Here is a 26,899-nt window from a genome sequence, read left to right as displayed (position 1 = left end):
TTTCTATACTTGTTAGTTTTTTTATGTATCTTTTTTTGTCCAGCGCGCGGGCGGCGCCGCCCCCGGGGCGGGGGCCCCGCCGAAGCGGGGCCGCCGTCGTGGTTCGCTGCGGGCACGAGGCAATCGATTGCCTTGCACCACAGACTTATTCGTCGATCGCGCCCGGGGCGGTCTTGGAGACCGTCATCAGGAACTCGATGTTGGACTTGGTCTTCTTCAACCGGTCCACCATCAGGTCGATGGCCTGATGCGAGTCCAGGCCGGACAGCACGCGACGCAGCTTGTGCAGCACGGCCGCCTCGTCCGGGGACATCAGCAGGTCGTCGCGACGGGTGCTGGACAGGTTGACGTCGACCGCCGGGAACACGCGGCGCTCGGCGATCTTGCGATCGAGCTTGAGCTCGGCGTTACCCGTGCCCTTGAACTCCTCGAAGATGACCGTGTCACCGGTGGAACCGGTCTCCACCAGCGCGGTGGCGATTATGGTGAGCGAGCCGCCGTTCTCGATGTTGCGGGCCGCGCCGAGGAACCGCTTGGGCGGGTACAGCGCGGTGGAATCCACACCACCGGAAAGGATTCGGCCCGACGCCGGGGACGAGTTGTTGTACGCGCGGCCGAGACGAGTGATCGAATCGAGCAGCACGACGACGTCCTGACCGGCCTCGACCAGGCGCTTGGCCCGCTCGATGGCGAGCTCGGCGACCGAGGTGTGGTCGCTCGGCGGGCGGTCGAAGGTGGAGGCGATGACCTCGCCGCGCACGGAGCGCTGCATGTCGGTCACTTCCTCGGGACGCTCGTCCACCAGCACCACCATCAGGTAGCACTCGGGGTTGTTGGTCGCGATCGCGTTGGCGATGTCCTGGATGACCATCGTCTTACCCGCCTTGGGCGGGGACACGATCAGCGCGCGCTGGCCCTTACCGATCGGCATGATCAGGTCGATGATGCGCGTGGTCAGCTTGTTCGGCTGGGTCTCCAGCCGCAGGCGCTGGTTCGGGTACAGCGGGGTGAGCTTGTTGAATTCCGGTCGGCGCCTGGCACTTTCGACGTCGCCGCCGTTGACCGTGTCCAACCGCACCAGCGGATCGAACTTCTGACGCTGGTTGCTCTGGTCGCCGTCGCGCGGAGCGCGCACCGCACCGACGATGTGGTCACCGCGGCGCAGGCCGTTCTTGCGGACCAGGTTCATCGACACGTACACGTCGTTCGGGCCGGCCAGGTAGCCGGAGGTGCGGACGAACGCGTAGTTGTCGAGGACATCGAGGATGCCCGCGACCGGCTGCAGGATGTCGTCCTCGCGGATCTCCATCTCGCGCGCCTCGCCGCCGCCACCGGCGCCGCCGTCGCGGTCCCGCCCACGGCGACGCTCACGGAAGCGGCGACCCCGACGGCCGCGGCCCTCTTCGTCGTCACCACCGCGGTCGTTGCGATCGCTGCGACCGGCGCCGTTCTGCTGACCGGCGTTCTGGTTGCGCTCGCCCTGGTCGCCACGCTGACCGCGCTCACCCTGGCTGCGCTCGCCCTGGCTGCGCTCGCCCTGGTTGCGCTCGCGGCGACGCTCGCCGCCCTCCTGCTCGCCCTTGTCGGCGGCGGGGGCCTCGGCATTGTCGGCCGCGCCACGCTGCTCGCGGCCCCGGCGCTGGCGGCCGCGGCCACGCTGGCCGCCGTCGCGACTGTCCTCGCCACCCTCGGCGCGGGCGGTCTCGCCCTCCTCGCGCTTGGCCTCACGGGACTCCGCGGCCTTGGATTCGCGAGTCTCCGAAGCGTTTTGGCGGGACTCGGCCTTCTCGGCGCGGTCGGTCTTCGCCTCGGTCTTCGCCTCGGCCGGCGCCGCATCGGCGGACCGGGCGGACTTCTTCACGGACTCGGTGTCGGCGGCCGACACGGACTCCCCGCCGGTCGACGCGTCCTCGGCCTTCGCCTTGGCCTTCCCCGTGGTCTTGCCACCACCGGTCGCGGGCGCCTTGGTGGTGGCCCCGACCTGGTTCTCCTTGATAGCGGCGATGAGATCACCCTTACGCATCCCGGAAGTGCCTCGGATACCGAGCTCTCCCGCAAGCGCACGCAACTGCGGCAACAACATTCCAGTCAGCCCCGATCGTGCGACGTCAGTTTGTTCGCTCATCTTCGAAATCTGTCCGGAGTCACTTTCGCGGCTCCCCGAGGACGCTGGATCACTGTCCACCCCGGGTGTCGCGAGCAGGTCCGTATCTGTCACGGAAATCCTTTCCTTCCCTCGACCGCCGTGTGCCAGTTCGAGGGTTCCTCCTGCAGTCCGGACTCCTGCCGGACTCGGATGCCGTATCGCCTGTCCCGCCGGACCGGTGGGCTCGCCAAATGGTGGGAGAGATCATTCCAGTTGACTGGCTACCCCCAAGTTTCGAGCCTCGAGCTCGAGCCCGAGCAAGGAGCCTCTGGAGCGATTTGCCCTGATGAAGCACCGGCGTCTGACGCGCACGATGTACGGACTCGCTCAGGATAGCTCCCACCTTTTGCATCGGCAAGGCAGGCGCGCTGTCAATCCACCAAGACGCCGTCGGCGATGCCGGGCTCGAGCACGCGCAGGCCGTCGGCGATCGCGAGTTCGCGCAGTTCCTCGGGGAATTCGCTGGTCGCGAAGGCCAACACGGTCGGACCGGCGCCCGACACGGTAGCCGGGATGCCGGCCGCGCGCAGCCGTTCGATCCACTTCGTGGTGAGCGGCAGCGCCGAGGCGCGGTAGCCCTGATGTAGCCGGTCGGCCGTGGCGGGCATCAGCAGGTCAGGGCGCTGCGTCAAGGCGACTACCGCCAGCGCGGCCCGGCTGGCATTGAAAGCCGCGTCGGCGTGCGGCACCGTGTCCGGGAGCAGGCCGCGGGTGTGCGCGGTGGAGGAACGCTCCTCGGGGATGAGCACCACTGGGCGCAGCGAGGCGTGCGGTTCCAGCCGTACCGCGCGGTAGACGCGGCCGTGCAGCTCCGCCGTGCCGTTTCCGTCTGCGGGACCGTCGGTTTCGGACCAGGACACCACGATCCCGCCCAGAATGCTGGCCGACGCATTGTCCGGGTGGCCCTCGAATTCCGAGGCCAGCTGCACCATCACGTCATCGCCGTAGGCCAGTCCGGCATCGAATTTCGCGGCCAGGCCGCGGCCGGCGGCCAAACCGCCGACCACCGCCGAAGCCGACGAGCCCATGCCCCGCGAATGCGGAATCACGTTGCGGCACACCACGTCCAGGCCGTCCGCCCACACGCCCGCGGCCTGCAGGCCGCGTTCGATGGCGCGCACCACCAGATGCGAAGGGCCCCAGGGCACGTCATCGGCGCCCTCCCCCTCGACCCGGATGGTGAGGCCGGTGTCGGTGGTCGACACCGTGATCTCGTCGTAGAGACCCAGAGCGATTCCCAGGGAATCGAATCCCGGCCCCAGATTCGCGCTGGACGCCGGAACCCGCACGGTGACGGAGATTCCGGCGGGCAGCGTCCGCGTCATGAGTTGTGCGTCGCGCGCGGTCAACTCAGGCCAGCTCGAGCTCGTGGGCCACGGCGACCGGGTCGACCGCGATCGGCTTGACCTCGGGCATCCCCTTGAGCGCGTTGTCCGGGTCCTTGAGACCGTTGCCGGTCACGGTGCAGACCACGGTGAGGCCGGAATCCAGCCAGCCCTCGGCGCGCGCGGCCAGCAGACCGGCGACCGACGCGGCGGAAGCGGGCTCCACGAAGACGCCCTCGGTGGCCGCGACCAGGCGGTACGCGGCGAGGATCTCCTCGTCGGTGGCCGCGCGGAAGGCGCCGCCCGACTCCTCCTTGGCGTTCATCGCACCGTTCCAGGACGCGGGCGCGCCGATCCGGATGGCGGTGGCGATGGTCTCCGGGTTCGACACCGGAGCGCCGTTGACCAGCGGCGCGGCACCAGCGGCCTGCACGCCGAGCATGCGCGGGCGCGAGGTGGTGACGCCGTCGGCGAAGTACTCGCTGTAGCCCTTCCAGTACGCGGTGATGTTGCCCGCGTTGCCGACCGGGAGCACGTGCACGTCGGGGACCTTGCCCAGCGCGTCGGCGATCTCGAAGGCGGCGGTCTTCTGGCCCTCGATGCGGGCCGGGTTCACCGAGTTCACCAGGCCGACCTCGGGGAAGTCGGAAGTGACCTTGCGGGCCAGCTCCAGGCAGTCGTCGAAGTTGCCGTCCACCTGGATGATCTTCGCGCCCAGCATGACCGCCTGGGCCAGCTTGCCCATGGCGATCTTGCCCGACGGGATCAGCACCGCGCAGTGCAGTCCGGCGCGGGTGGCGTACGCCGCGGCCGAGGCCGAGGTGTTGCCGGTGGAGGCGCACAGCACGGCGGTCTTGCCGCTGTACTTGGCGTCGGTCATGGCCATGGTCATGCCACGGTCCTTGAACGAGCCGGTCGGGTTCGCGCCCTCGACCTTGAGGTACACCTCGCAGCCGGTCAGTTCCGACAGGTGATGTGCGGGCACCAGCGGGGTGCCGCCCTCGAAGAGAGTGACGGCCTTCCAGTCGGCGGGAATCGCGAGACGATCGCGATACGCGTCGATCAAACCCGGCCACGGCGTGTGCACAGGTGCAGCAGCGCGTGCGGTTGCACTCATTCCTCGGTGCCTTCCAATCTCAGAACACTGGTCACGGACGTGACGGAGTCCAGTTCGGCCAATGCGGCAACGGTATCCGCCAGCGCGGACTCCAGCGCGTGGTGGGTCACCACAACCAGGCGCGCACCCTCGTCATGGCCCTCCTGGCGGACCGTCGAGATGCTCACACTGTGCTTGGCGAATTCCCCGGCGACCGCTTCCAGCACACCGGTGCGGTCGGCGACCTGCATGTTCACGTGGTAGCGGGTCGGGGTGTCGCCGATCGAGGCGATCGGCAGCTCAGCATAGACCGATTCGCCCGGTGCGCGGCCACCGTAGAACTTGTTGCGCGCCGCCATCACCAGGTCGCCCATCACGGCCGACGCGGTGGGAGCGCCGCCGGCGCCCTGCCCGTAGAACATCAGGCGGCCGGCGTTCTCGGCCTCCACGACCACGGCGTTGAACGCGCCGCTGACCGCGGCGAGGGGGTGCTTGCGCGGGATGAGGGCCGGGTAGACGCGCACGGAGATCTTCTCCTTGCCGCCCTCGTCGGTGACGCGCTCGGCCATGGCCAGCAGCTTCACCGTGCAGCCCACGGCCGCGGCGGTCTCCAGATCCTCGGAGGTGATCTTGGAGATGCCCTCGCGGTAGACGTCACCGGAGGTGACGCGGGTGTGGAAGGCGACCGAGGCCAGGATCGCGGCCTTGGCGGCGGCGTCGTAGCCCTCGACGTCGGCGGTCGGGTCGGCCTCGGCGTAGCCCAGGCGGGTGGCCTCGGCCAGCACGTCGTCGTAGTCGGCGCCGGTCTCGGCCATGGCCGAGAGGATGAAGTTGGTGGTGCCGTTCACGATGCCGACCACGCGATTCACCCGGTCGCCGGACAGCGACTGGATGAGCGGGCGGACCACCGGGATGGCGCCGGCGACGGCGGCCTCGAAGTAGAGGTCGGCGCGGTGGTTCTCGGCCGCGGCGGCCAGCTCGCCGGTGTAGTCCGCGAGCAGCGCCTTGTTGGCGGTGACCACGGACTTGCCCGCGTTCAGGGCCGCGGCGATGAGGGCGCGGGCCGGGTCGATGCCGCCCATCACCTCGACGACGATGTCGACGTCGTCGCGGGTGACCAGGGCCTCGGCGTCGGTGGTGAGCAGGTCGGCGGACAGGCCGCGGTCCTTGCTCAGGTCCCGCACCGCGACGCCGCGCAGCACGACGGGGGCGCCGACACGGTTGCACAGGTCGTCGGCGTGGTCACGAATGATGCGGACCACCTCGGTGCCGACCGTGCCCATGCCGAGGACCGCGACACCGATCGGGTGATCCGATCCCCACACGCCGTTCTTCGCAGCGTTGTTCGCCACCTCGGTCATGCCTTCACCTCCAAGCTGAGTAGGTCCTCCACCGTTTCACGGCGGAGGATCAAGCGCGCCTTGCCGTCTCGCACCGCGACCACCGGGGGCCGGGTGAGCATGTTGTAACGGCTCGACATCGAGTAGCAGTACGCGCCGGTCGCGGCCACCGCCACCAGGTCGCCCGGGCCCACATCGGCCGGGAGCCAGGTATCGCGGATGACGATATCCCCACTCTCGCAATGCTTTCCGACCACTCGGGCCACCACCGGACCGGCCTCGCTGGACCGCGAGACCAGACGGCAGTCGTACTCGGCCTGGTACAGGGCCGGACGAATGTTGTCGCTCATGCCGCCGTCGACGCTCACATAGCGTCGGCGATTGCCGCCGTCGAGCACAACATCTTTGATGGTGCCCACCTCGTAGAGGGTGACGGTGCCGGGACCGGCGATGGCGCGGCCCGGCTCGACGGCGATGGTCGGCATCGGCAGCCCGGCGCGCTCGGCCTCCTCGGCCACGATGCGGCGCAGGTTGGCGGCGAAACCGTCCAGGGCGGGCGGATCCTCGTGCGGCAGGTACGAGATGCCCAGGCCGCCACCGAGATCCAGGATCCGCATCTGCTCGGCGCGTTCCATGCCGAACTTGTCGGCGACCTCGCGCAGCAGGCCCAGCATGCGGCGGGTGGAGATCTCGAAGCCGTCGATCTCGAAGATCTGCGAGCCGATGTGCGAGTGCAGGCCGAGCAGGCGCAGGTTGTCGGATTCGAAGACCCGCGCGATGGCCTGCATGGCGTCGCCGCCCGCGATGGAGAAGCCGAACTTCTGGTCCTCGTGCGCGGTCGAGATGTACTCGTGGGTGTGGGCTTCCACGCCGACGGTGACGCGCACCAGCACGTCGACGACCTTGCCCGCGCGCTTGGCGACGGCTTCCAGTCGCTCGATCTCGATCAGCGAGTCGACGACCACGTCGCCGACGCCCGCCTCGACCGCCATCTCCAGCTCGGGCACCGATTTGTTGTTGCCGTGCAGCGCGATTCGCTCGGCCGGGAAGCCGGCGTGCAGCGCCACCGCGAGCTCGCCGCCGGAGCAGACGTCCAGGTGCAGGCCCTCGTCGCGGATCCAGCGGGCGATCTCGCCGCACAGGAACGCCTTGGAGGCGTAGTGGACTCGCGCGCCGTCACCGAAGGCGCGGACCATGTCCCGGCAGCGGGAACGGAAGTCGTCCTCGTCTATGACGAACAGCGGGGTGCCGTACTCGGCGGCCAGCTCGTGCACCGGCACGCCGGCCAGCCGCACCACGCCGTCGGCGTCGCGGGAGGCGTTGCGCGGCCACACGTTCGCGGGCAGCTCGATCATCTGGGCGGGCGCGCTGGGGCGCTCGGCCAGGGTGGGCGCGTGCGGAATGTCCGCGTGGCGGGGACCGGCGGGGTGGGCACTCATCTACATACGCTCCGGAGCACTGACGCCTAGCAGGCCGAGGCCGTTGGCGAGAACCTGACGGGTGGCTTTGACCAGCTCGAGACGAGCGGCGTTGAGCGGGGTGACCTCGTCGTCGCCCTGCGGGATGACGCGCAGCGTCTTGTCGGACTGGAAGGGGTGGTACGCGCCGGCCAGCTCCTCGAGGTAGCGGACGACGCGGTGCGGCTCGCGCATGTCGGCGGCGGTGGCCACCACGCGCGGGTACTCGCCGAGCGTGCGGATCAGCTCGCCCTCGCGGTCATCGGTCAGCAGCGCGAAATCCGGTGCGACCGAGGCGTAGTCGAACGCGGCGGAGTTGCCGATGATCTGGTTGGTGCGGGCGTGCGCGTATTGCACGTAGTAGACCGGGTTCTCGCTGTCCTGGCGGGTCCACAGGTCCAGGTCGATGTCGATGCTGGAGTTCACCGAGGAGCGCACCAGCGAGTAGCGGGCGGCGTCGACGCCGATCTGCTCGACCAGGTCGTCGAGGGTGACGACGGTGCCCGCGCGCTTGGACATGCGGACGGCCGCACCGTCTTTCACCAGGTTCACCATCTGGCCGATGAGCACCTCGACGGTGTCGGGGTTGTCGCCGAACGCCGCGGCGGCGGCCTTCAGGCGGCCGATGTAGCCGTGGTGGTCGGCGCCCAGCATGTAGATGCACAGGTCGAAGCCGCGCGAGCGCTTGTTCTGGAAGTAGGCGATGTCACCGCCGATGTAGGCGGACTTGCCGTCGCTCTTGATGACGACGCGGTCCTTGTCGTCGCCGTACTCGGTGGAGGCGATCCACCAGGCGCCGTCCTTCTCGTACAGGTTGCCCGACGCCTTGAGCTCGTCGAGGGCCTGCTCCACCGCGCCCGAGGCGAACAGCGAGCTCTCGTTGAAGTACACGTCGAAGTCGGTGCCGAATTCGTGCAGCGTCTTCTTGATGTGCGCGAACATCAGCTCGACGCCCTCGCGGCGGAACAGCTCGTGGCGCTCGGTCTCCGGGAGTTCCAGCACGCCCGGATTGGCCTTCACCACGGTGTCGGCGATGTCGCTGATGTAGTCGCCCGCGTAGCCGTCCTCGGGGGTCGGCTGTCCCAGCGCGGCGGCGACCAGCGAGTTGGCGAAGCGGTCGATCTGCGCGCCGTGGTCGTTGAAGTAGTACTCGCGGGTGACGTCGGCGCCCTGCGCGGCCAGGATGCGGCCGAGCGCGTCGCCGACCGAGGCCCAGCGGGTGCCGCCCAGGTGAATGGGGCCGGTCGGGTTGGCGGAGACGAACTCCAGGTTGATCCTGGTGCCGCCCATGGCGTCCGCGGTGCCGAACTTCGCGCCCGCCTCCAGGATCTTCTCCACGATCGCGCCCTGCGCGGCCTTGGCCAGGCGGATGTTCAAAAAGCCAGGTCCCGCGACTTCGGCGGCGTCGATGCCCTCGGCGGCGGTCAGCGCCTCGGCGAGCAGGGTGGCGAAATCGCGGGGGTTCATTCCCGCCTTCTTGCCTACCTGCATGGCCACATTCGTGGCATAGTCACCGTGCTCGGGGTTGCGGGGACGCTCCACCTTGACCTCGTCGGGCAGGACCGCAGGGTCGGATCCACGTTCGACAAGTACCTTCGCCGCGGTAGCACGAAGGAGATCTGCAAGGTCAGCTGGAGTCACGAGTCACTATCCTATGGTCTGAGCAGGTGAACGCCGCGAGCGGGCACCACCGGGCAGGTGCCCAGCAAACGATGCGGCCGCGTCGTTTGATTGTCCGACACGTCGAAAAGAGCACAACAAGCATGCCGAGCAAGACCAGTGCCAAATCGGCCAAGGCCATCAAGGCCGCGGGCAAGTCCGCCGGATCGTCCCGCAATGGCGGTGGCGGCGGACTGGGCGGAAAGCGCCAGATCCCGTGGCTCATGATCGGCGCCGTCGTCTGCGTCCTCGCCCTGATCGGCGGCATCGCCTGGGTGCTCGTGCCGAAGATCCAGGACAAGCAGGAGCAGAACAAGTACACGCCGTCCGCGCAGAAGAAGGATCCCTCGGATCAGATCTCCGGCGTGGTGAAGAAGGACTACGCGGCGGGCCTGCACATCTCCGCGACCCAGCGGGTGGCCTACGACCAGGCCCCGCCCTTCGGCGGCCCGCACGACAGCTCGTGGGCGGCGTGCACCGGCGTGGTGTACCCGAAGGCGATCCGCACCGAGAACGCGGTGCACTCGCTCGAGCACGGCGCGGTCTGGATCGCCTACAACCCGGACAAGCTCGACAAGGCTGGCGTCGACACGCTGTCGGCCAAGGTCAAGGGCAAGCCGTACACCCTGATGTCGCCGTACCCGGGCCTGGATTCGGCCATCTCGCTGCAGTCGTGGGGCCACCAGCTCAAGCTGGACAGCGCCGATGACAAGCGCGTCACCCAGTTCATCACCGCGCTGCGGCTGAACCAGTACGCCTACCCCGAGGTCGGCGCGGACTGCGCGAACCCGACCTTCAAGACCGACAACCCGCCGGCCTTCGACCCGAGCGCCCCCGGCCCCGACGCGGTCCCGATGGACGGCACCGGTGCGACCAAGGCGCAGAACGAGACCGGCGGCACCCCGGGCATGCCCGGCGGCATCCCCGGCTTCCCCGGCGGCATCCCGAGCCTGCCCGAGGGCACCCCGGGTCTGCCGACCGACGCCAACCTGCCCGGCGGCATCCCGACCATCCCGGCCCCGACCGACGGCCCGACGCAGCCGGAGCAGCCGGCTCCGACCCAGTAGTGCCGCCGTTCATGGCCGACGTTCCCGATCGCAGCTCCGAGCCGGATCCCGCCGCCGAGCCCGACCAGCAGCCGCACCGCAATCAGCGGCAACTGCTGGCGATCCTCGGCGTGGTCGGGGTGCTGCTCGTCGGTTTCCTGGCCGGAATCCTGGTCGGCAATCCGCTGCGGCATCAGACCGAAACGCCCGGCGCGGTGGATGTCGGCTTCTCCCAGGACATGTCGGTGCACCACACGCAGGCGGTGCAGATGTCGAGTCTCGCGCTGTCCGGGTCGGCCGACCCGGCGGTGAAGCGCCTGGCCTACGACATCCTGACCACGCAGGCCAATCAGGCCGGGCGTATGCAGGGTTGGCTGCAGCTGTGGGACAAGCCGCTCATCGCCCCCGACGGCTACATGGGCTGGATGACCGACATGTCGGCGCACCAGCATTCGGGCACGGCCATGCACGCGGGCGCGGTGCAGACCATGCCCGGCATGGCCTCGGATCAGGAGATGGCCGCGCTCGGCCAGGCCACCGGTCCGGCCCAGGACGCACTGTTCCTGCAGCTCATGCTGCGCCACCATCAGGGCGGCATGCCGATGATCGAGTACGCCGAACAGCGCGCCGACACCGACGCGGTGCGGTCGCTGGCGGAGAGCATGGCCAAAACCCAGCAGGGTGAGGCCGATCTGATGACGCAGATGCTCGCCGAACGCAAGGTCGCACCGCTGCCGATGAACTGAGGACCGGCGGACCGGGTGGATAGAAACGCCCGGTCCGCATCGGTTTTTGGCGCAGCGCAGCCGATGCGATACGCTTTCCCCGCCCGACCGGGAGACCGGACGGGACCATCCCCGCCCTCGTAGCTCAGGGGATAGAGCGTCTGCCTCCGGAGCAGAAGGCCGCAGGTTCGATTCCTGCCGAGGGCACCACCGAAGGCCCCGACCGTGAATGACGGTCGGGGCCTTCGTCGTTCGCGTGATGGTGTCGTCCGCGCACGGTGCCAGCCGAATCAGATGTCTGACTTATCGTGCCATCGTGACGGATCGGTATTCCGATTCACGGCCCTGGGCGGGAAGGTAGAGCTGTGCATCGCGGTGTCCGGTTGTGCAGGAGGCAGCCGGACACCGCGAGCGCGTTCCGGGCAGACTGATCGGCCCTGCCTTGCCGAGTGAAACACGTGCAAGCCGGTATCTTCTGAGAGGTGCCGGAGAACGAGAGCGCCCGTCCAGGACAGCGGTCGCGGCGCGCCTCGCGCCCCGGGTTCCGCCGCTTGTTCCCGCTGCTCGCGGCCACCGTCACCGGCTCGATCCTGGCCGCGTCGGCCACCGCCACACCCGTCCGGCCGGAGGAGACGACCCTCGCGTCGTTCTACGAACCGGCCGCCGACCGGATTCCCGGGACCCACGGTTCGGTGATCCAGATCCGGCCGCTCACAGGCGATCCCGCGCTCGCCGGGGCACGCAATTATCTGCTGATGTACCGCTCGATCGATATGCGGGGCAATCCGGTCGCGGTCACCGGCACGCTCGCGGTGCCCGACAGCACGCCGCCGCCCGGCGGCTGGCCGTTGATCTCCTGGGCGCACGGCACCACCGGTGTCGCCGACGCGTGCGCGCCCTCGCAGGACACCTCCCCCGACTTCCCGGCCCACGACTACACCTCGACGGTGCGGCGGGTGCAGGAGCGCTGGGTGGCGGCCGGGTACGCGGTCGCGCAGACCGACTATCAGGGGCTGGGCACGCCCGGGCCGCACGGCTATCTGATCGGCACCGCCGAGCAGCGCGCCGTCACCGATATGGCCAGCGCCGCACGGCAGATCGACCCCGATATCGGGACGCGCTGGGTGGCGGTCGGCCATTCCCAGGGCGGGCAGGCGGCGGTCTTCACCGACGCGCAGGCCCAGCAGTGGGCGCCGGACCTGCAACTGCTGGGCGCGGTGGCCCTCGCCCCGGCCTCACACCAGGGCATCGGCTTGCAGGCCTCGCAGCTGGCCACCACCGCCGGCGTGGCGGGGGCGCTGGCCCCGCTCACCGGCGGCGCGGTGTCGTTCCTGCCCTTGATCATTCGCGGCGCGCAGACGGTGGCCGAGGTGGATCCTGTTCGATTCCTCACGCCGCGTGCGCAATCCATGCTGGATCAAGCCGACGACCGGTGCATCGGTCAACTGCGGCAACCGGATTCGTGGGGCGGACTGAACTCCGACGATGTCTTCCGGCGTGACGGGGACACCGCCGCGCTGATCCGCGTGCTGAACGAGAACGACCCCACCGCCCTGTCCTTCACCCAGCCGCTGCTGGTGCTGCAGGGCCGCGCCGACACGACCGTGCCCGCCTCCGGCACCGAGGCCATGGTGGTGCAGCAGCGCGCGAGCGGGCAGCCGGTGCAGTATCACGCCTATGCGGGGGTAGATCACCGCGGCGTGCTCGACGCGTCGTTCGACGACGCGTTGGGCTGGGTGAACCGGCGCTTCGGGCGCTGAGCTCAGGCCGACGGCGTCCAGGCCGGGTCGCGACCGAACCAGGCGGCGAGGCGGTCGTAGGCGGGGGCGTCGGCGGCGATCGGCGTCTCGGGGCCGAAAGCCTTCCCCGGGCCCCGGAATTCAGATTTGAGCACCCGATGCGACCAGGCCAGGCCGTATTCGGCGAGTTCGGGGTCCAGGGTCCGGTCCTGGCCGGTGGCACGGGCGAGATCCCAGGTGTGCGTGGCGAATTCGGCGATCTGCTGGTCGATGCGGCCGCGCAGCGGGGCCTCCCCGCCGAGGCTCGGCACGGGCCGTTCCAGGTCGGCGGCCCGCCACTCGTCGAGCAGGGCCCGCGCGCGGGTCCGGAATTCGGCGGCCCAGTCCGCGCCGACCTCGTCGGGCGGGGCTCCCCACTCGGGCATGTCGCCGCGGGCGGCGATGCGGAAGTCACGCAGGATCTGACCGATCAGGTGGGTCGCCAGCTCCCGCACGGTCCAGTCCGGGCACGGGGTGGGCTGCTCGGCCTGGTCGGGGGTGACGGCGGCGATGACCTCGCCGGTCTGGGTGATCGCCCGGGCGAGGAGGTCGATGGTCGGGTCCACCGGTGACGTGTCGGCCATGCGGCCAGACTAGCCCTGGGGCAGGACCTTTCGGTGTTGATCGGTGTGGGGCGCGGCGAGCAGAGCGGCGGGCGCGGTGCGTGCCGGCCGGATCCGCCACAGCAGGTACACCCCGGCCGCGCAGCCGAGGGTGACGACCAGCGCCGCCCACCCGGGCGCCGCCGAGACCACGCCGGTCGGATCCCGGTACCAGCGCGGCGAATACGCGACCCGGCCGAAGTCGCTGCCGCGCAGCGCCACCACCAGGCAGGGCACGATCAGCACCGCGATGGCCACCACCGCGCTGCCGGCGGTCTTCGGCACGGCCGCGCCGAAGCAGCAGCCGATGGCGAATCCGGTGGCCACGACGCCGAGCACCGGGATCACCGAGTACTGGTGGGCCAGGTACGCGGTGCCCGCCGCGAAGACGGCCAGCGCCCCGGTCACCGCCAGCGCGAACCACGGGGAGCGCCGCGACCGTCCGGCGACCAGTCCGGCCAGCAGGGCCAGCACCGGGAACGGCGCGGTCCAATCCGGCCTCGGGACCGCGATGATCGCGCTGCCCGCATTGGCCACCGCGACCGCCAGCAGCACCAGCGTGCCCTCGCGGCCCGGCAGCAACAGGGCGGCCAGGACGGCCGCGCCGACGGTGACGGCGATGGCCGCGCCGATCTGCACGAACGTCCCGGCGTGGCGCACGAACCATTCCGTCGACAGCACGGTCGCGGTGATCACCACGAGCGCGGACAGGATGGTGCCGATGGCCAGGTCGGTGGTCTCCTCCTCGGTCACCGGATCGGACTGTTGCAGCACGATTCCCGCGGCCAGCAGCGCGGCGGTGAGCAGCAGCAGCCACACCGGGGGTGTTCCGACCGAGGCCAATTGGCTGAGCGGATTGCCACCGCCGTCGGCGGGTGGCAGCGAGGTCTGGTCCCCGATCAGGATCGAGCCGAGCGCGCCGATGAGGAAGGCGGCGGTCGCGAGCGGCTTGCCGAAGACCGCGACGGCGAGCGCGCCGAGCAGGATGCCCGCGAAGATGGAGTCGATGTAATTGGCGGTGGTGAGGCTGTCCATGGTCGGCGCGCCCCGGTTCCAGAACTGGTCGACCAGCAGCATGACCGCGCTGCCGCAGGCGGTGATCCACGCACTGCGCCGGCCGAGCGCGACCACCAGGGCCGCCGACACCACGGCCAGCGCGGCTCCGGCCGCGGCGGCGCGCGGCATATTGAGGACGAGCAGATCCAACTGCAGGACCGGTCCGGCGGTGGCGCCGCCGAGATCGAGGGGGGCCATCAGCAGCAGGCCGGCCACGGCCGCGCCGAGCAGGGCCGCGAGCGTCTCGATCGTCACCGCGTAGCGCCGGATCGACAGGGGCGCGGCCATGCCGGGCTGGTGTGCCAACGCGAATCTCGCGCCCATGTGTCACCTACTCCCTCGGTGATGCGACGCCTTCTGTGTACGGCGATGTCGAGCAGCTATGTGTGACCGAGGCTAACAGCCCTGCGCAGTGTGCATTCCGGGATGTGGAGTCGGTCACACAGGACGGCGATCACACGAAGCGCGTGGGAGCGGGGGTGCGGTTCGCGCGAGCCGGTTCAGGCGCAGCGGAAGCGGAAGGTCGCGAGTGGGGTGATGCCCGGCACCGAGGTGACCTCGAGCGCGGAATCGCCGTCGAGCATGCAGCCGATGGGCGCGGCGACCTGAACCCGATAGCAGCCCGGCGCGCCCGGGTAGACGGCCGAGCCGTCGGCGCCGGTGGTGATGGTGGCCAGGCTCGCGCCGCCGCCGCAGGGCGCGATGTCGGCGGCCACGCCCGCCATGGGGAACTGTTCGGTTCCGAAGACCGCCTGCACCTTCAGCGCCGGATCGGCGGCCGGTTCGGCGCCGGCCTGCGGGGCGAGCGCGCACGCGGCGGCGAGGGCGGACATGACGATCAGCGTGCGGCGCACCGGGTCTCCTTCGGCCTCGAGCCGATGATTCGGCTTCCGCGCCAATATAGGTGTTTGCCAGACCATTCGGTCACATTCCGTCGACCCGGTGCACGGTGTGAGTCGACCCCGCGCGCGTGTGATCAGACCGCGGAGACGGCGTCCGGCACCGTGAACACGCCCGGCGCGGCGCCGTTGCGGGGTGCGCGGCCCGCGGCGGCGCACTGCTCGGAGGTGAAAGCGACCGCCGCGCCGAGGACTTCGAGGTCGACCCGGTCGCCGACGGCGGGCGCGCCGACACTGACCCGGCGCACCTGGATCGGTTCCGGGGAGCCGTCGAGGTCGAGGGTGAGCATGACGTCCGCGCCCCGGAATTCGAGGGCGCGCACGGTGGCGCTCCCGGCGTCACCGGCGGCGGTGGCGTGGGCCAGCAGCTGTTCGGGGCGCAGCATGATCGCGCCCTGCCCGGTCGGGGCGTCGGCCTGCACGGGGATCCGGCCCAGCAGGGTCTCGGCGGTCACCGGGCCGATGCTGGCGTCGAGCAGCACGGTGTCGCCGAGGAATCCGGCGGTGAACAGGTCCGCGGGCTCGGCGTACACCTGTTCCGGGGTGCCGACCTGGGTGAAGCGGCCCGAGCACATGACGGCCACCTGGTCGGCGAAGGACAGCGCCTCCTCCTGATCGTGGGTGACCAGGATGCTGGTCATGCCCGCCGCGCGCAGGGTTTCGGCGACGGCCTGGCGGGTGGCGGCGCGCAGTCCGGTGTCGAGGGCGCTGAAGGGTTCGTCGAGGAGCATGAGGGCGGGTTTGCGGGCCATCGCCCGGGCCAGGGCGACGCGTTGCTGCTGGCCGCCGGAGAGCTGGTGCGGCCGCCGGTCCGCGTAGGACGGGTCGAGGGAGACCATGTCGAGGAGTTCGGCCACGTGCTGCCGGTGCTTGCGGCTCGCCCCGAACCCGCCGCCCAGCCCGTAGGCGATGTTCTGTCCCACGGTCAGATGCGGGAACAGCGCGCCGTCCTGCGCCACGTAGCCGATGCGGCGGCGATGCGCGGGCAGTGAGAAGCCTTCGCGGGTGACGGTTTCCCCGCCGATGGTGACCGCGCCCGCGTCGGGGTGCTCGAATCCGGCGATCACCCGCAGCAGGGTGGTCTTGCCGCAGCCGGAGGAGCCGACGACGGCGGTGGCGGTGCCGTCGGCGACGTCGAGGCCGATGCCGTCGAGGACCGGCGCTCCCGGCCCGAAGCTCTTGCGAACCTGGTCTACGACAAGCCGACTCACAATCCCGCCGCCTTCCTGGATTGGGTGAACAGCAGATAGGTGACCGGCACCGAGGCGATGATCATGATCAGCGCGTAGGGCGCGGCGGCGGCGTAGTCCAGTTCGCCCGACAGCTGCCAGAACTGCATGGCGAGGGTATTGGTGCCGTTGGGGGCGAGCAGCAGGGTGGCGGTCAGTTCGGTGGCCACGGCCACGAACACCATGGCGGCGGCGGCCGCGGCGGCGGGCGCGGTCAGGCGCAGGGTGACGCGGAAGAACGTGGCGGCCGGGGACTTTCCGAGCGCCAGCGACGCCTCCTCCAGCCCGGTCGGCACCTGGGCGAGCCCGGCGCGCACGCTGACCAGGGCGCGTGGCAGGAACATCAGGGTGTAGGCGGCCAGGATGGTGGCGGCGGTCTGATAGAAGACCGGCAGCCAGCGGATCGACACGGTCACCAGGGCCAGCGCGATCACGATGCCCGGCAGCGAACTGGTGATGTAGTTGGCGCCCTCGATGATTCGCGCGAACCGCGAGGTGGAGCGGACCGCGACCCACGCGACCGGGAAGGCGCACAGGGTGGTGATCACCGCGGCGGTGGCGGCCAGACCGATGGTCTGGCCCAGGGATTCGCCGATGTCGACGGTGTTCCACACCGCCGAGCCGCCGATCTTCAGCCAGCGCCCGATGGTCCACAGCGGCACGCCGAGCGTGGCCGCCAGCGCCCCGAACAACACCAGGAGCATGGGAATCCGGCCCAGCCCCAAGCGGATCCGGTGGACGCCGCGTTGCGCGCCGCCGCCGATCCGCGCGTAGCGGGCCCGCCCGCGCACCCCGGCCTCGGCGGCGAGCAGCACCAGGCACAGCACCACCAGGACGCCGGACAGGGTGCTGCCCGCGGCCCCGGCGAAACTGGACTGGTACTGCTGGAAGATGGCGGTGGTGAAGGTGTCGAACCGGATCATGGCGAAGGCGCCGTACTCGGCGAGCAGGTGCAGCGAGATCAGCAGTCCGCCACCGAGAATCGCGAGCCGCAGCTGCGGCAGCACCACCCGCGCGAAGACGGCGAACGGTCCCGAGCCCAGTGCCCGGGCCGATTCCTCCACGGCCGGGTCGAGCCGGCGCAGGGTGGCCGCGGCGGGCAGGTACACCAGCGGGAAGTAGGAGACGGTGGCGACGAGCACGCCGGCCCACAGTCCGTGCAGCGAGGGGATGGCGCTGACCCAGCCGTAGCTGTTGACGAAGGCCGGAACCGCGAGGGGCGCGGCGAAGGCCGGTCCCCACCAGGCCGCGCCCGGCACGTCGGTGCGTTCCACGATCCAGGCCAGTCCGACGCCGAGCGCGACGCTGATCGGCACGGTGAGGAGCACCAATTCGGCGGTGTTGCGCAGCAATTCGGCCACGCGCGGCCGGAAGACGAGTTCGGCGGTCTCGTGCACGCCGGTGGAGACCAGGGTGGACACGATGTAGCCCAGTGGCACGAGCGTCGCCGCCACCATGAGCAGGGCGGCGACGGTGACGAGCGACCCGGGCCGCCAGGCGAGTGCCTTGGCGACCCGGGTCGACCCGGTGGCCCGGGTGGGTACAGCGGTCCGAGCGGTCACTTAGAGCAGGCCCGCCTGGGTCATCAGCTGGGTGACCTTCTTGGAGTCCAGCTTCGAGGGATCGATCTTGGGCGCGTCCAGCGAGGCCAGCGGCGGCAGCGCCGGGTTGGCGGCGACGTCGGAGGCCACCGGGTACTCCATGGAGTCGCCGTCGCGCAGCACCTCCTGGCCCTTCTTGGAGGTGATGTAGTTCAGGAACTTCTGCGCGTCGTTCTGGTGCTTGCTCGACTTCAGCACGCCGCCACCGGAGATGGAGACGAAGGCGCCCGGGTCCTGGTTCTTGAAGTAGAACAGCTGGGTGTTCTTGCTGTTCTCCTTGGTCTTGGCCTGATCCTTGAACCAGTAGTAGTGGTAGATCACGCCGCCGTCGAACTGGCCGGAGTTGACGCCCTTCATGACGGTGGTGTTGTTCTGCGAGATGACCGCGTTCTCCTTCATGCCCTTGAGCCAGGAGAGGGTCGCCTCCTCACCCTTCTGGGCGAGCAGCGCGGCCACGATGGCCTGGAAGTCCGCGCCCGCGGCGGCGCCGCTCCAGCGGCCCTTCCACTGCGGCTGCGCCAGGTCCAGCAGCGACTTGGGCAGCTGGTCGGCGGGGAGCTTGCCGGTGTTGTAGACGAAAACGGTGGAGCGCGCGGCGATTCCGGTCCACTTGCCGGTGGAGGGGCGGAACTGCTCGGGCACCTGGCCGAGGGTGTCCTTGTCGACGTCGGCGAACAGGCCGGCGTTCTCGACCAGGGCCATGGCCGGGGAGTTCTCGGTGATGAAGACGTCGGCCTTGGAGTTCTTGCCCTCGGCGACGATCTGGTTGCCCAGGTCGGTGTCACCGCCGTTGCGGATGGTCACCTTGATGCCGGTGTCCTTGGTGAACGCGTCGACCCACTCCTTGGTGAGGGATTCGTGCTGCGCGTTGTAGACCAGGATCTCGTTGTCCTCGTCGGACGAGCTGGAGCATGCGGTGGTCGCGCCGAGCACCGCGATCGCCGCCAATGCGCCGGACACCAATTTCCATCGAGCCGCCGTCATGACCGTCCTTCCACTCGACGCTGAGGTTTGCCTAACCAACGTACCGTCCCACGTCACGGGCGGAAACGCCACCCCGCCGACGAAACCGAATCGCTGTAATCTGCCCCTCGATGACTCGGCACAGGCGCACCCCTCTCACCATCGGCATCGGCATCGCGGCCGCGGTTCTCGTCGGCGGCGGCATCGCCACCGCGATGACGTTGAACGGCAAGGACTCCGCACCGAGCGACGCCAAGCGGATCGAGACCACGCTGCGCGATTTCTACGCAACCCTCTCCACCGGCGGCGCGTCCCAGGCGGTCGGCCAGACCTGCGCGGGCGACCGCGCCCAGTACCAGGGCCTGCCCGAAGCCCAGCGAAAGGCCATGGACCAGGGCAAGGTCAGCATGAAGGTGGATTCGGTGGAGGGCGTCACCGTCACCGGCGACCGCGCCACCGCCGTCACCCTCGGCACCCTCTCGCTGCCCGGCGCCGCCGACAGCAAACGGTCCACCAACGAACACCTCCGCAAGGAAGACGGCGTATGGAAGGTCTGCTCCACCGACGCGAAGTAGGACCGGCATGAGCTGCTGCGGCCCGAATCGACGCCAGGCCCTGAGCCTGCTCGCGGCGGCCGCCGCGCTCCCGCTGGCCCGCCCGGGTTCGGCTCGGGCCCAAGCCGATTCACTGATCGCGACCGATCTGGAAGTCGTGACGATCACCGAGCGGTCGGCGGTGCTCACCTGGACGACCCTCGGCGCGGACGGGCTCGCGGTCGAGACCGACAGCGAGGTCTGGCTCGGTCCGGCCGACGGTTCGGGCCTGCGGCAGGTCTTCGGCGATTCGCGGCCGACGGCCTACCACTACGCGGAGGTCACCGGCCTGGAGCCCGGCCGCGCGTATCGGTTCGAGGCCCGCTCGGCGGGCATTCCGGCCGCGCCCGCGCTGAATGTGGCCACGCGACTGCCGGATACGCCGGAATCGCGGGGCGTCTTCACCACGCTGGTGCCGCCGCCGGGCCGGTTGCTGCGAACCCTGGCGCTGTCCAACGACATTCATCTGGGCGAGGAGGTCAGCGGGATCATCGCCGCGGACCTGCCGCCGGGCCTGCGCCAAGAGCCCGGTCTCGCACCGTATCCCGAGGTCATGCTGGCCGCGCTGCTCGACGATATGCACCGGCCCGATCGCGCGGTCGACCATCTGGTGCTGGCCGGTGACCTGACCGCGGAGGCCACGCCCGAGCAGGTGCGCGGCGTGCACGCCCATCTCGCAAAGTGGGGTGCGCCGGGCCGGGATTGGTTCGCGGCCCGCGGCAATCACGACCGGCCGCACGTCGGGTCCGAGTACGCGGAGTGCACCCCGTACGCCGATCACCACGACTGCTGGGCCGATTCCTTCGGGCCCCGGCAGCGATTGGCGGCACACGAGGTCGGTGAACTGCGCCTGATCGCCCTGGACACCACCCAGCTCGACGCGTCCGGCGGCATCCTGGAGCGACCTCAGCTCGACGAGCTGCGCGACCGGCTCACCGCCGATCCCGATCGTCCCACCCTGGTTTTCGGCCACCACCCGATCACCACCGAGTCCGGCTGGTCGAATCTGGCGGGCCCGGGTTTCATCCTCGACGCCGCGAATGCCGCCGAGCTGCAATCGATCTACCGCGACGCCCCCGGCGTGTTCCTGCACCACGCGGGCCACACCCACCGCAATCGCCGCACCCGGCCCGACCTGCCGATCCCGGTCGATTTCCTGGAAGTGGCCGCGACCAAGGAATACCCGGGCGGCTACACCCTGCTCCGGCTGTTCGAGGGCGGGTACATGGCCAATTTCCACAAGACGCGGACCGAGGACGCGCGCCGGTGGAGCAGCCGCTCCCGGGGCGAATACTTCGGGCTGCTCCCCGAATACACGCTCGGTTCCACGGCCGACCGCAACTACACCGTGCTGCGCGACCTTTCGGGCCTCAGCCGTTCCTGAGCACCGGCAGTAGGCAGAGAAGGGAACGCCTCCCGGGGCGGATGGCCCGGGAGGCGTTCTCCGATGGAGCGAGCGGCGGGAGTCGAACCCGCGTACACGGCTTTGCAGACCGCCACCTGGCCACTCGGTCACACCCGCATCGGCGAGGTCCATACTGCGCCGGTTCGGGTCCGGGGCCGAGGGTTTGAATCACCGTGATTGCTATGGGGCGGCCCGAGCGCTTCGCGACATGCGATGATCAGGGCATGTCGCGTCCCCGTCCGCTGCCGCTCGATCCGATCGAGGAGGCGCACCGCCAGTGGACCGAGCACGGCTGGGGCGAGGTCGCGGACGGAATGGCGGCGGTCACCTCGCTGGTGCGGGCGCAGCAGATCGTGATGGCGCGGGTGGACGAAGCGCTGAAGCCGTCCGGTTTGACCTTTTCCCGATACGAGCTACTGATGTTGCTGAGTTTCAGCAAAACCGGTGCGTTGCCGATGGCGGTGGCGAGCGCCCGCCTGCAGGTGCATCCGACCTCGGTCACCAACACGGTGGACCGGCTGGAGGCGGCCCAGTTGGTGAAGCGTGTGCCACATCCCAGTGACCGACGGGCAACGCTCATCGAAATCACCGGGGCCGGAAGAGAATTGGTGGCCAAGGCCACCACCGAACTGAACCGGCGAGTTTTCGCCGAGACCGGTTTGGCGCCGGAACGATTGCAGCTGCTGCTGCAATTGCTGGCGGAGTTCCGGCAGAGCGCGGGCGACTTCGACCCCGGTAGCTCGCCCACCCGATGGGCTGGTCAGTAACCGCCCAGCGACCCAGCAGCCAATTTCCTGCGTCATAGTCTTGGCTTCGGCTCGCAAAAGGTTCACCATTGTTGCCATGGTGCTGGTCCTCGGGGTGTCGGCGGGCGCTGCTGGCGCGCGCGCCATGCTCACCCATTCCGACCAGCCGCACCTGCCTCCCATCGACCGGTGCAAGGTCCTGCGCCGGGCCGGCGGCGGAAGCATGGCGGAGGCGGTCTTCGAGGCCATCCGGCTGATGCGGAAGTCGGCGGCCGAGCGTGACGAGTTCATCACCGGAATCGCGGTCACCTGCCGCAGCAGCAAGCATGCCGAGGCCGTCCGCACCGCCGCGGGCCGCAATCGCCTGACCGTCATCGACGAGCCGGTGGCCCAGCTCAGATATCTGCGCTTCACCCGGAAGCTACCCACCGAGGGCTCGATCCTGCTGTACGACCTCGGCGCGTCCGGACTGACCCTCACCCAGATCGACTGCCGAAACGATGCCGTCCTCGCCACCAAGCGCAGCACCGTCCTGGGCGGGGACGGCCACGACGCCCTGCTGCGCTGGCTGCTCACCCGCGGCGGCGTCACCCTGGACCTGGCCGACATTCGGCGGCAGAAGGAAGCCCTGGCCTCGGAACGCGTACTGGCGGTCTGCGACCCGATCTCCGGGCAGCGCGCCGTGGTCACCCGTAGTGATTTCGCCGAACTGGTCGAGGCGGGCATCCATCATTCGGCGTCGTTCGTCCGCCACATGATCGACGAGACCGGCATCCGGCCCGCGGGTCTGGCCCTGCTCGGCGGCTGCACCCGCAACAAGAGCATCCGCGACGAACTGAAGCTCCAACTGGGCTACCCGATGATCTACGACCCGGAGCCCGATTTCGTATCCACCCGCGGCGCGGTCCTGCTGGCCGCCGAACGCCCGTCGGCCCGCAGCATCCGCAGCGTGCACCTGGCCCCCGGCGTGACGCCCGTCGAAGCCCCCGTCTCCCCCGTCTCCCGCCGCAAACTCGTTGCGGCGGTGGCGGTTACCGCCACGCTCGGCGGCACCATCGTCGGCGGACTGGCCATGAACCACGGCGGCCACACCGACGGCAAGCCCCCGACCGTCGAAGTGGTCGGCCCACCCAAACACGGGTGACCCGCCGAATCCCACACGCCGACAAACGATCCCCGCGGCATGACACCGACGGCCCCGAGCGACAGGCCGACAGCATGCGGACTACGGGTGTGGGAGCAGATTCGCCCACCCCACCTAACTCTCGTGCCCCGCTGCCGTACGGCAGCGGGGCACGAGAGTTCGAGAGTCGGCGTAGCGCTTACTTGTTGGTGAAGTTGGCGGGGCGCTTCTCGACGAAGGCGGTCATGCCTTCCTTCTGGTCGTCGGTCGCGAACAGCGAGTGGAAGACGCGGCGCTCGAAGCGCAGGCCCTCGCCGAGGGTGGTCTCGAAGGAGCGGTCCACGGCTTCCTTGGCGATCATCACCGACGGCAGCGACATGGCGGCGATGGTCTCGGCGACCTCCATGGCGGTGGCGACGAGTTCGGCGGCCGGCACGATGCGCGAGACCAGGCCCGCGCGCTCGGCCTCCTCGGCGCCCATATTGCGGCCGGTGAGGATGAGGTCCATGGCCTTGGCCTTGCCGACGGCGCGGGTGAGGCGCTGCGAGCCGCCCATGCCGGGGATGACGCCGAGCTTGATCTCGGGCTGCCCGAACTTGGCGGTGTCGGCGGCGAGCAGCAGGTCGCACATCATGGCGAGTTCGCAGCCGCCGCCGAGGGCGTAGCCGGCGACCGCGGCGATCAGCGGCTTGCGGAAGGCGGCGACGCGGTCCCAGCCACCGAAGTGGTCGGTCACGAACATGTCCATGTAGGACTTGGTCTGCATCTCCTTGATGTCCGCGCCGGCCGCGAAGGCCTTCTCGGACCCGGTCAGCACGACCGCGCCGATCTCGTTGTCGTTCTCGAGCTCGTCGAGCGCCGCCGAGATGTCGGACAGGACCTGCGAGTTCAGCGCGTTCAGGGCCTTCGGCCGGTTGAGCGTGATGAGCGCGACGCGGCCCTTGCGCTCCAGCAGAATGGTCTCGAAGTCGGTCACGCCGTCTCCCCTTCAGATCGTGTGCGGATATCGGTGACGATAGCCGAGAAGTCCTTGCCCGCTTCGTCCTGGTTGAAGCGGTGGTAAATGTCCGCGGCCAGCTGACCGATTTGTCCGTCCACCCCGTTGGCGCGCAGCGCGTTGGCCGCGAGCCCCAGGTCCTTGGACATGAGCGCGGTCGCGAAGCCCGGCTGGTAGTCGTTGTTGGCCGGGCTGGCCGGAACCGGTCCCGGCACCGGGCAATACGAGGTCAGCGCCCAGGACTGGCCCGAGGCGGTGGACACCACGTCGAAGAACTTGTCGTGGGTCAGACCCAGCTTCTCGCCCAGCACGATGGCCTCGGACAGCCCGATCATGGAGATGCCCAGCAGCATGTTGTTGCAGATCTTGGCGGCCTGGCCGACGCCCGCGCCGCCGCAGTGCACGACCTTGCCGCCCATCACCTCGAGCAGCGGCAGCGCCGCGGCGAAGTCGCTGTCCGCGCCGCCCACCATGAAGGTGAGGGTGCCCGCCGCCGCGCCCGCCACGCCGCCGGAGACGGGGGCGTCGAGGGCCCGATGTCCCGCCGCCACAGCGAGTTCCGCGGCCTGCTTGGCGTCGCCGACGTCGATGGTGGAGCAGTCGACGAACAGGGTGCCCGGTTTGGCGGCCGGGAGGATGTCGCCGTAGAGGTCGAGCACGATGCGGCCGTTGGGCAGCATGGTGATCACGATGTCGGAGGCCGACACCGCTTCGACCGCGGTGCCGACCACGGTCGCGCCGTCCTGGCGGGCCTGGTCCTGCGCGGCGGGCACGGGATCGAAGGCGAGGACGTCGTATCCGGCCTTGACCAGGTTGGCGGCCATGGGCCCGCCCATGTGGCCGAGTCCGAGGAACGCGACCTTGGTGTTTGTGCTCATTGCTCGTCCTTCGGTGCGGCCAAACCCAATTCGCGATCGCCGAGCGCGCCGAAGTAGGCGTCGACGTCGGCGTCGGTGACGTCCGCCAGGGTGGCGGGCGACCACTGCGGGTTGCGGTCCTTGTCGATGACCTGGGCGCGAATGCCTTCCACCAGGTCGTGGGTGTTCAGTGCGGCGACGGAGACCCGGTATTCCTGGTTCAGCGCCGTCTCGAGGTCGGCGGCCCGGCGCGCGTCGCGCAGGGAACGCAGCGTGACCTTCAGGGCCACCGGGGATTTCGACAGCACGTCGGCGGCGGCCTTGGCGGCCTCGGCGCGGCCGTCGATCTCGAGCCGGTGCACGATCTCCTCGACGGTGCCGGCACTGTAGCAGGCGTCGATCCAGTCCTGCTGCGCCACGAACTCCGACACCGGGGCGGGCTGGGCGAACTTCGCGATGGCCACCTCGACGTCGGCGGTGGCCAGGGCCTCCAGCAGCGCCGGAAGATGTTCCGACGGAACGAAATAGTCGGCGAATCCGGCCGCGATGGCGTCCCCGGCGGACATGCGCGCGGTGGTGAGCGCGATGTGGGTGCCGATCTCGCCGGGCGCGTGCGCCAGCAGCCAGGTGCCGCCCACGTCGGGGATGAAGCCGATGCCGGTCTCGGGCATGCCGACCATGGACCGCTCGGTCACGACGCGGTGCGAGGCGTGCCCGGACAGGCCCACGCCGCCGCCCATCACGATGCCGTCCATGATCGCGACGTACGGCTTCGGGTAGCGCTTGATCAGGGCGTTGAGGATGTACTCGTCGCGCCAGAACACGCCGCTCGGGGAGTCGGCCGCGACCTGCGGCGAATCACCCTGCGCCACAGTGGCCTTGGCGTCGTTGTGGATGGCGACGATATCGCCGCCCGCGCACAGCCCGCGCTCCCCCGCGCCGGTGAGCACGACCGCGCGCACCTCGTCGTCGTCCGCCCAGGCCCGCAGCGCGTCCAGAATGGTCAGCGCCATCGGGTGGTTGAGCGCGTTGATGGCGCGAGGCCGGTTGAGGGTGATCAGGCCCAGCCCATCGCGCTTCTCGACCAGAACCTCGGGTTCATTGACCGCGTCACTCATGCTGCTCCTACCACCGAGCGGGCGACGACCACCCGCATGATTTCGTTCGTGCCCTCGAGGATCTGATGCACCCGCAGGTCGCGGACGATCTTCTCGATGCCGTATTCGGCCAGGTAACCGTAGCCACCGTGGAGTTGCAGGGCCTGGTTGGCCACCTCGAACCCGGCGTCGGTGGCGAACCGCTTGGCCATGGCGCACAGCTCCACCTTGTCGGGGGCGTCGGCGTCCAGGGCGGCGGCGGCCCGCCACAGCAGGGTGCGGGCGGCTTCGAGGGAGGTGCGCATATCGGCCAGCTGGAACTGCAGGGCGGTGTTGTCCAGCAGCCGGGAGCCGAAGGCCTTGCGCTGGGCCAGGTACTCGACCGTGCGGTCCAGCGCGGCCTGCGCGCCGCCCATCGAGCAGGCGGCGATGTTGAGCCGCCCGCCGTTGAGCCCGTTCATGGCGATCCGGAAGCCGTCGCCCTCCGCGCCGAGCAGGTTGGCCGCCGGAACGCGGGCGTCCTCGAGGATGACCTGCCGGGTGGGCTGGGCGTTCCAGCCCATCTTCTTCTCGTTCGGCCCCACCGAGAGACCGGGGGTGTCGGCGGGGACGATGAGCGCCGAGATGCCGCGCGCGCCTTCGGTTCCGGTGCGCACCATCATCACGTAGACATCGTTGGCGCCCGCCCCGGAGATGAACTGCTTGGCGCCGTTGAGGATGTAGTCGTCGCCGTCGCGAACGGCCTTGGTGCTCAAGGCCGCCGCGTCGGAGCCGACGCCCGGTTCGGTCAGCGCGTAGGACGCCAGCAGATCCATGGACGTCAGTCCCGGCAGCCACCGATTGCGTTGCGGCTCGGTGCCGTAGGTGTCGATCATCCACGTCGCCATATTGTGGATGGAGATGTAGGCGGCGACCGACGGGCAGCCGGTGGCCAGCTGCTCGAAGATGCGCACGGCGTCGAGCCGCCGCAGCTGTGAGCCGCCCACGTCCTCGCGCACGTAGATGCCGCCCAGGCCGAGCCCGCCCGCCTTGCGCAGCACGTCCACCGGGAAGTGCTTGCGCTCGTCCCATTCCAGGGCGTTGGGCGCGAGCATTTCGTCGGCGAAGGAGCGGGCGGTCTCGACGATCGCCTTCTCGTCCTCGTCCAGTACGAACATCA

Annotated in this window: 23 protein-coding genes and 2 tRNA genes; 8 read left to right on the top strand and 17 right to left on the bottom strand. The window is 69.8% G+C overall.

Features of this window, described 5'->3' with window-relative positions; translation table 11 throughout:
- Positions 1–145: 145 nt before the first annotated feature.
- The 6 genes from rho to argS all read right to left on the bottom strand — a co-directional run bounded on the left by rho (position 146) and on the right by argS (position 9,005).
- Positions 146–2,218, bottom strand: a complete 2,073-nt coding sequence (gene rho / locus ABZ382_RS34435) for a transcription termination factor Rho (protein ID WP_357097794.1) — start codon at positions 2,216–2,218, stop codon at positions 146–148.
- 299 nt (positions 2,219–2,517) lie between these two features.
- A complete protein-coding gene (gene thrB, locus ABZ382_RS34430; RefSeq protein WP_357097820.1) occupies positions 2,518–3,471 on the bottom strand; it encodes a homoserine kinase in 954 nt (317 codons plus the stop codon).
- A 25-nt stretch (positions 3,472–3,496) separates the two neighbouring features.
- Positions 3,497–4,588: a threonine synthase gene (thrC, locus tag ABZ382_RS34425; protein ID WP_357097791.1), complete on the bottom strand. Its 1,092-nt coding sequence runs from the start codon at positions 4,586–4,588 to the stop codon at positions 3,497–3,499.
- Positions 4,585–5,928 (bottom strand): homoserine dehydrogenase, encoded by a 1,344-nt coding sequence (locus ABZ382_RS34420; protein WP_357097788.1) that lies wholly within the window; start codon positions 5,926–5,928, stop codon positions 4,585–4,587. Before ABZ382_RS34420 ends, thrC begins: the two co-directional genes overlap by 4 nt.
- Positions 5,925–7,346 (bottom strand): diaminopimelate decarboxylase, encoded by a 1,422-nt coding sequence (gene lysA, locus ABZ382_RS34415; RefSeq protein WP_357097785.1) that lies wholly within the window; start codon positions 7,344–7,346, stop codon positions 5,925–5,927. The genes ABZ382_RS34420 and lysA overlap by 4 nt, the downstream gene beginning before the upstream one ends.
- Positions 7,347–9,005 (bottom strand): arginine--tRNA ligase, encoded by a 1,659-nt coding sequence (argS, locus tag ABZ382_RS34410; RefSeq protein ID WP_357097782.1) that lies wholly within the window; start codon positions 9,003–9,005, stop codon positions 7,347–7,349.
- A 122-nt stretch (positions 9,006–9,127) separates the two neighbouring features.
- Between argS and ABZ382_RS34405 the strand changes: the two genes are divergently transcribed.
- The 4 genes from ABZ382_RS34405 to ABZ382_RS34390 all read left to right on the top strand — a co-directional run bounded on the left by ABZ382_RS34405 (position 9,128) and on the right by ABZ382_RS34390 (position 12,554).
- Positions 9,128–10,090, top strand: coding sequence for a DUF3105 domain-containing protein (locus ABZ382_RS34405; protein WP_357097779.1), 963 nt, complete (start codon positions 9,128–9,130; stop codon positions 10,088–10,090).
- An 11-nt stretch (positions 10,091–10,101) separates the two neighbouring features.
- Positions 10,102–10,815 carry a DUF305 domain-containing protein gene (locus ABZ382_RS34400; RefSeq protein WP_357097776.1) on the top strand — a complete coding sequence of 238 codons (714 nt, stop codon included), beginning with the start codon at positions 10,102–10,104 and terminating at the stop codon, positions 10,813–10,815.
- 113 nt (positions 10,816–10,928) lie between these two features.
- Positions 10,929–11,004: transfer RNA gene (locus ABZ382_RS34395), tRNA-Arg, on the top strand.
- Between the two features lie 272 nt (positions 11,005–11,276).
- The gene (locus ABZ382_RS34390; RefSeq protein WP_357097773.1) at positions 11,277–12,554 is read left to right on the top strand and encodes a lipase family protein; all 1,278 of its coding nucleotides are present in this window, start codon (positions 11,277–11,279) and stop codon (positions 12,552–12,554) included.
- A 2-nt stretch (positions 12,555–12,556) separates the two neighbouring features.
- Here ABZ382_RS34390 and ABZ382_RS34385 read toward each other — a convergent pair whose 3' ends face one another.
- The 6 genes from ABZ382_RS34385 to ABZ382_RS34360 all read right to left on the bottom strand — a co-directional run bounded on the left by ABZ382_RS34385 (position 12,557) and on the right by ABZ382_RS34360 (position 18,943).
- A complete protein-coding gene (locus ABZ382_RS34385) occupies positions 12,557–13,156 on the bottom strand; it encodes a TIGR03086 family metal-binding protein (RefSeq protein ID WP_357097770.1) in 600 nt (199 codons plus the stop codon).
- Positions 13,157–13,165: 9 nt separating this feature from the next.
- Positions 13,166–14,554 (bottom strand): hypothetical protein, encoded by a 1,389-nt coding sequence (locus ABZ382_RS34380; RefSeq protein WP_357097767.1) that lies wholly within the window; start codon positions 14,552–14,554, stop codon positions 13,166–13,168.
- Positions 14,555–14,730: 176 nt separating this feature from the next.
- Entirely contained in the window at positions 14,731–15,084 is a 354-nt protein-coding gene (locus ABZ382_RS34375) for a hypothetical protein (RefSeq protein ID WP_357097764.1), read from the bottom strand.
- 122 nt (positions 15,085–15,206) lie between these two features.
- The gene (locus tag ABZ382_RS34370; protein ID WP_357097761.1) at positions 15,207–16,340 is read right to left on the bottom strand and encodes an ABC transporter ATP-binding protein; all 1,134 of its coding nucleotides are present in this window, start codon (positions 16,338–16,340) and stop codon (positions 15,207–15,209) included.
- Positions 16,337–17,815 carry an iron ABC transporter permease gene (locus ABZ382_RS34365; RefSeq protein WP_357097817.1) on the bottom strand — a complete coding sequence of 493 codons (1,479 nt, stop codon included), beginning with the start codon at positions 17,813–17,815 and terminating at the stop codon, positions 16,337–16,339. The genes ABZ382_RS34370 and ABZ382_RS34365 overlap by 4 nt, the downstream gene beginning before the upstream one ends.
- A 105-nt stretch (positions 17,816–17,920) precedes the next feature.
- Positions 17,921–18,943, bottom strand: coding sequence for an iron ABC transporter substrate-binding protein (locus tag ABZ382_RS34360; protein WP_357097758.1), 1,023 nt, complete (start codon positions 18,941–18,943; stop codon positions 17,921–17,923).
- A gap of 110 nt (positions 18,944–19,053) precedes the next feature.
- On the opposite strand from ABZ382_RS34360, the gene ABZ382_RS34355 reads away from it, so the two are divergent.
- The gene (locus tag ABZ382_RS34355; protein ID WP_357097756.1) at positions 19,054–19,497 is read left to right on the top strand and encodes a hypothetical protein; all 444 of its coding nucleotides are present in this window, start codon (positions 19,054–19,056) and stop codon (positions 19,495–19,497) included.
- A gap of 7 nt (positions 19,498–19,504) precedes the next feature.
- Complete coding sequence (locus tag ABZ382_RS34350; protein ID WP_357097753.1) at positions 19,505–20,899, top strand: metallophosphoesterase; 1,395 nt, start codon at positions 19,505–19,507, stop codon at positions 20,897–20,899.
- 64 nt (positions 20,900–20,963) lie between these two features.
- On the opposite strand, the gene ABZ382_RS34345 is transcribed toward ABZ382_RS34350, so the two are convergent.
- Positions 20,964–21,037 (bottom strand) — tRNA-Cys (locus tag ABZ382_RS34345).
- Positions 21,038–21,144: 107 nt separating this feature from the next.
- Between ABZ382_RS34345 and ABZ382_RS34340 the strand changes: the two genes are divergently transcribed.
- Together ABZ382_RS34340 and ABZ382_RS34335 are read left to right on the top strand one after the other, a co-directional pair.
- Positions 21,145–21,687 carry a MarR family transcriptional regulator gene (locus ABZ382_RS34340; protein WP_357097750.1) on the top strand — a complete coding sequence of 181 codons (543 nt, stop codon included), beginning with the start codon at positions 21,145–21,147 and terminating at the stop codon, positions 21,685–21,687.
- A gap of 76 nt (positions 21,688–21,763) precedes the next feature.
- Positions 21,764–22,810, top strand: a complete 1,047-nt coding sequence (locus ABZ382_RS34335; RefSeq protein ID WP_357097748.1) for a hypothetical protein — start codon at positions 21,764–21,766, stop codon at positions 22,808–22,810.
- Positions 22,811–22,988: 178 nt separating this feature from the next.
- Here the strand turns inward: ABZ382_RS34335 and ABZ382_RS34330 are convergent, their stop codons facing one another.
- Genes ABZ382_RS34330 through ABZ382_RS34315 form a run of 4 tightly spaced genes read right to left on the bottom strand, consistent with a single transcriptional unit; the run spans position 22,989 to position 26,897 of the window.
- Positions 22,989–23,765 (bottom strand): enoyl-CoA hydratase, encoded by a 777-nt coding sequence (locus ABZ382_RS34330; protein ID WP_357097746.1) that lies wholly within the window; start codon positions 23,763–23,765, stop codon positions 22,989–22,991.
- Positions 23,762–24,664, bottom strand: coding sequence for a 3-hydroxyisobutyrate dehydrogenase (mmsB, locus tag ABZ382_RS34325; RefSeq protein WP_357097745.1), 903 nt, complete (start codon positions 24,662–24,664; stop codon positions 23,762–23,764). The genes ABZ382_RS34330 and mmsB overlap by 4 nt, the downstream gene beginning before the upstream one ends.
- Entirely contained in the window at positions 24,661–25,761 is a 1,101-nt protein-coding gene (locus tag ABZ382_RS34320) for an enoyl-CoA hydratase/isomerase family protein (protein ID WP_357097743.1), read from the bottom strand. The genes mmsB and ABZ382_RS34320 overlap by 4 nt, the downstream gene beginning before the upstream one ends.
- Positions 25,758–26,897 (bottom strand): acyl-CoA dehydrogenase family protein, encoded by a 1,140-nt coding sequence (locus tag ABZ382_RS34315; RefSeq protein ID WP_357097741.1) that lies wholly within the window; start codon positions 26,895–26,897, stop codon positions 25,758–25,760. Before ABZ382_RS34315 ends, ABZ382_RS34320 begins: the two co-directional genes overlap by 4 nt.
- Positions 26,898–26,899: the final 2 nt, after the last annotated feature.

Origin of the sequence: Nocardia sp. NPDC005825 (assembly GCF_040630175.1) — a bacterium.
Taxonomy (GTDB): Bacteria; Actinomycetota; Actinomycetes; order Mycobacteriales; family Mycobacteriaceae; genus Nocardia.
This window is presented reverse-complemented; position numbering and strand designations above follow the sequence as displayed.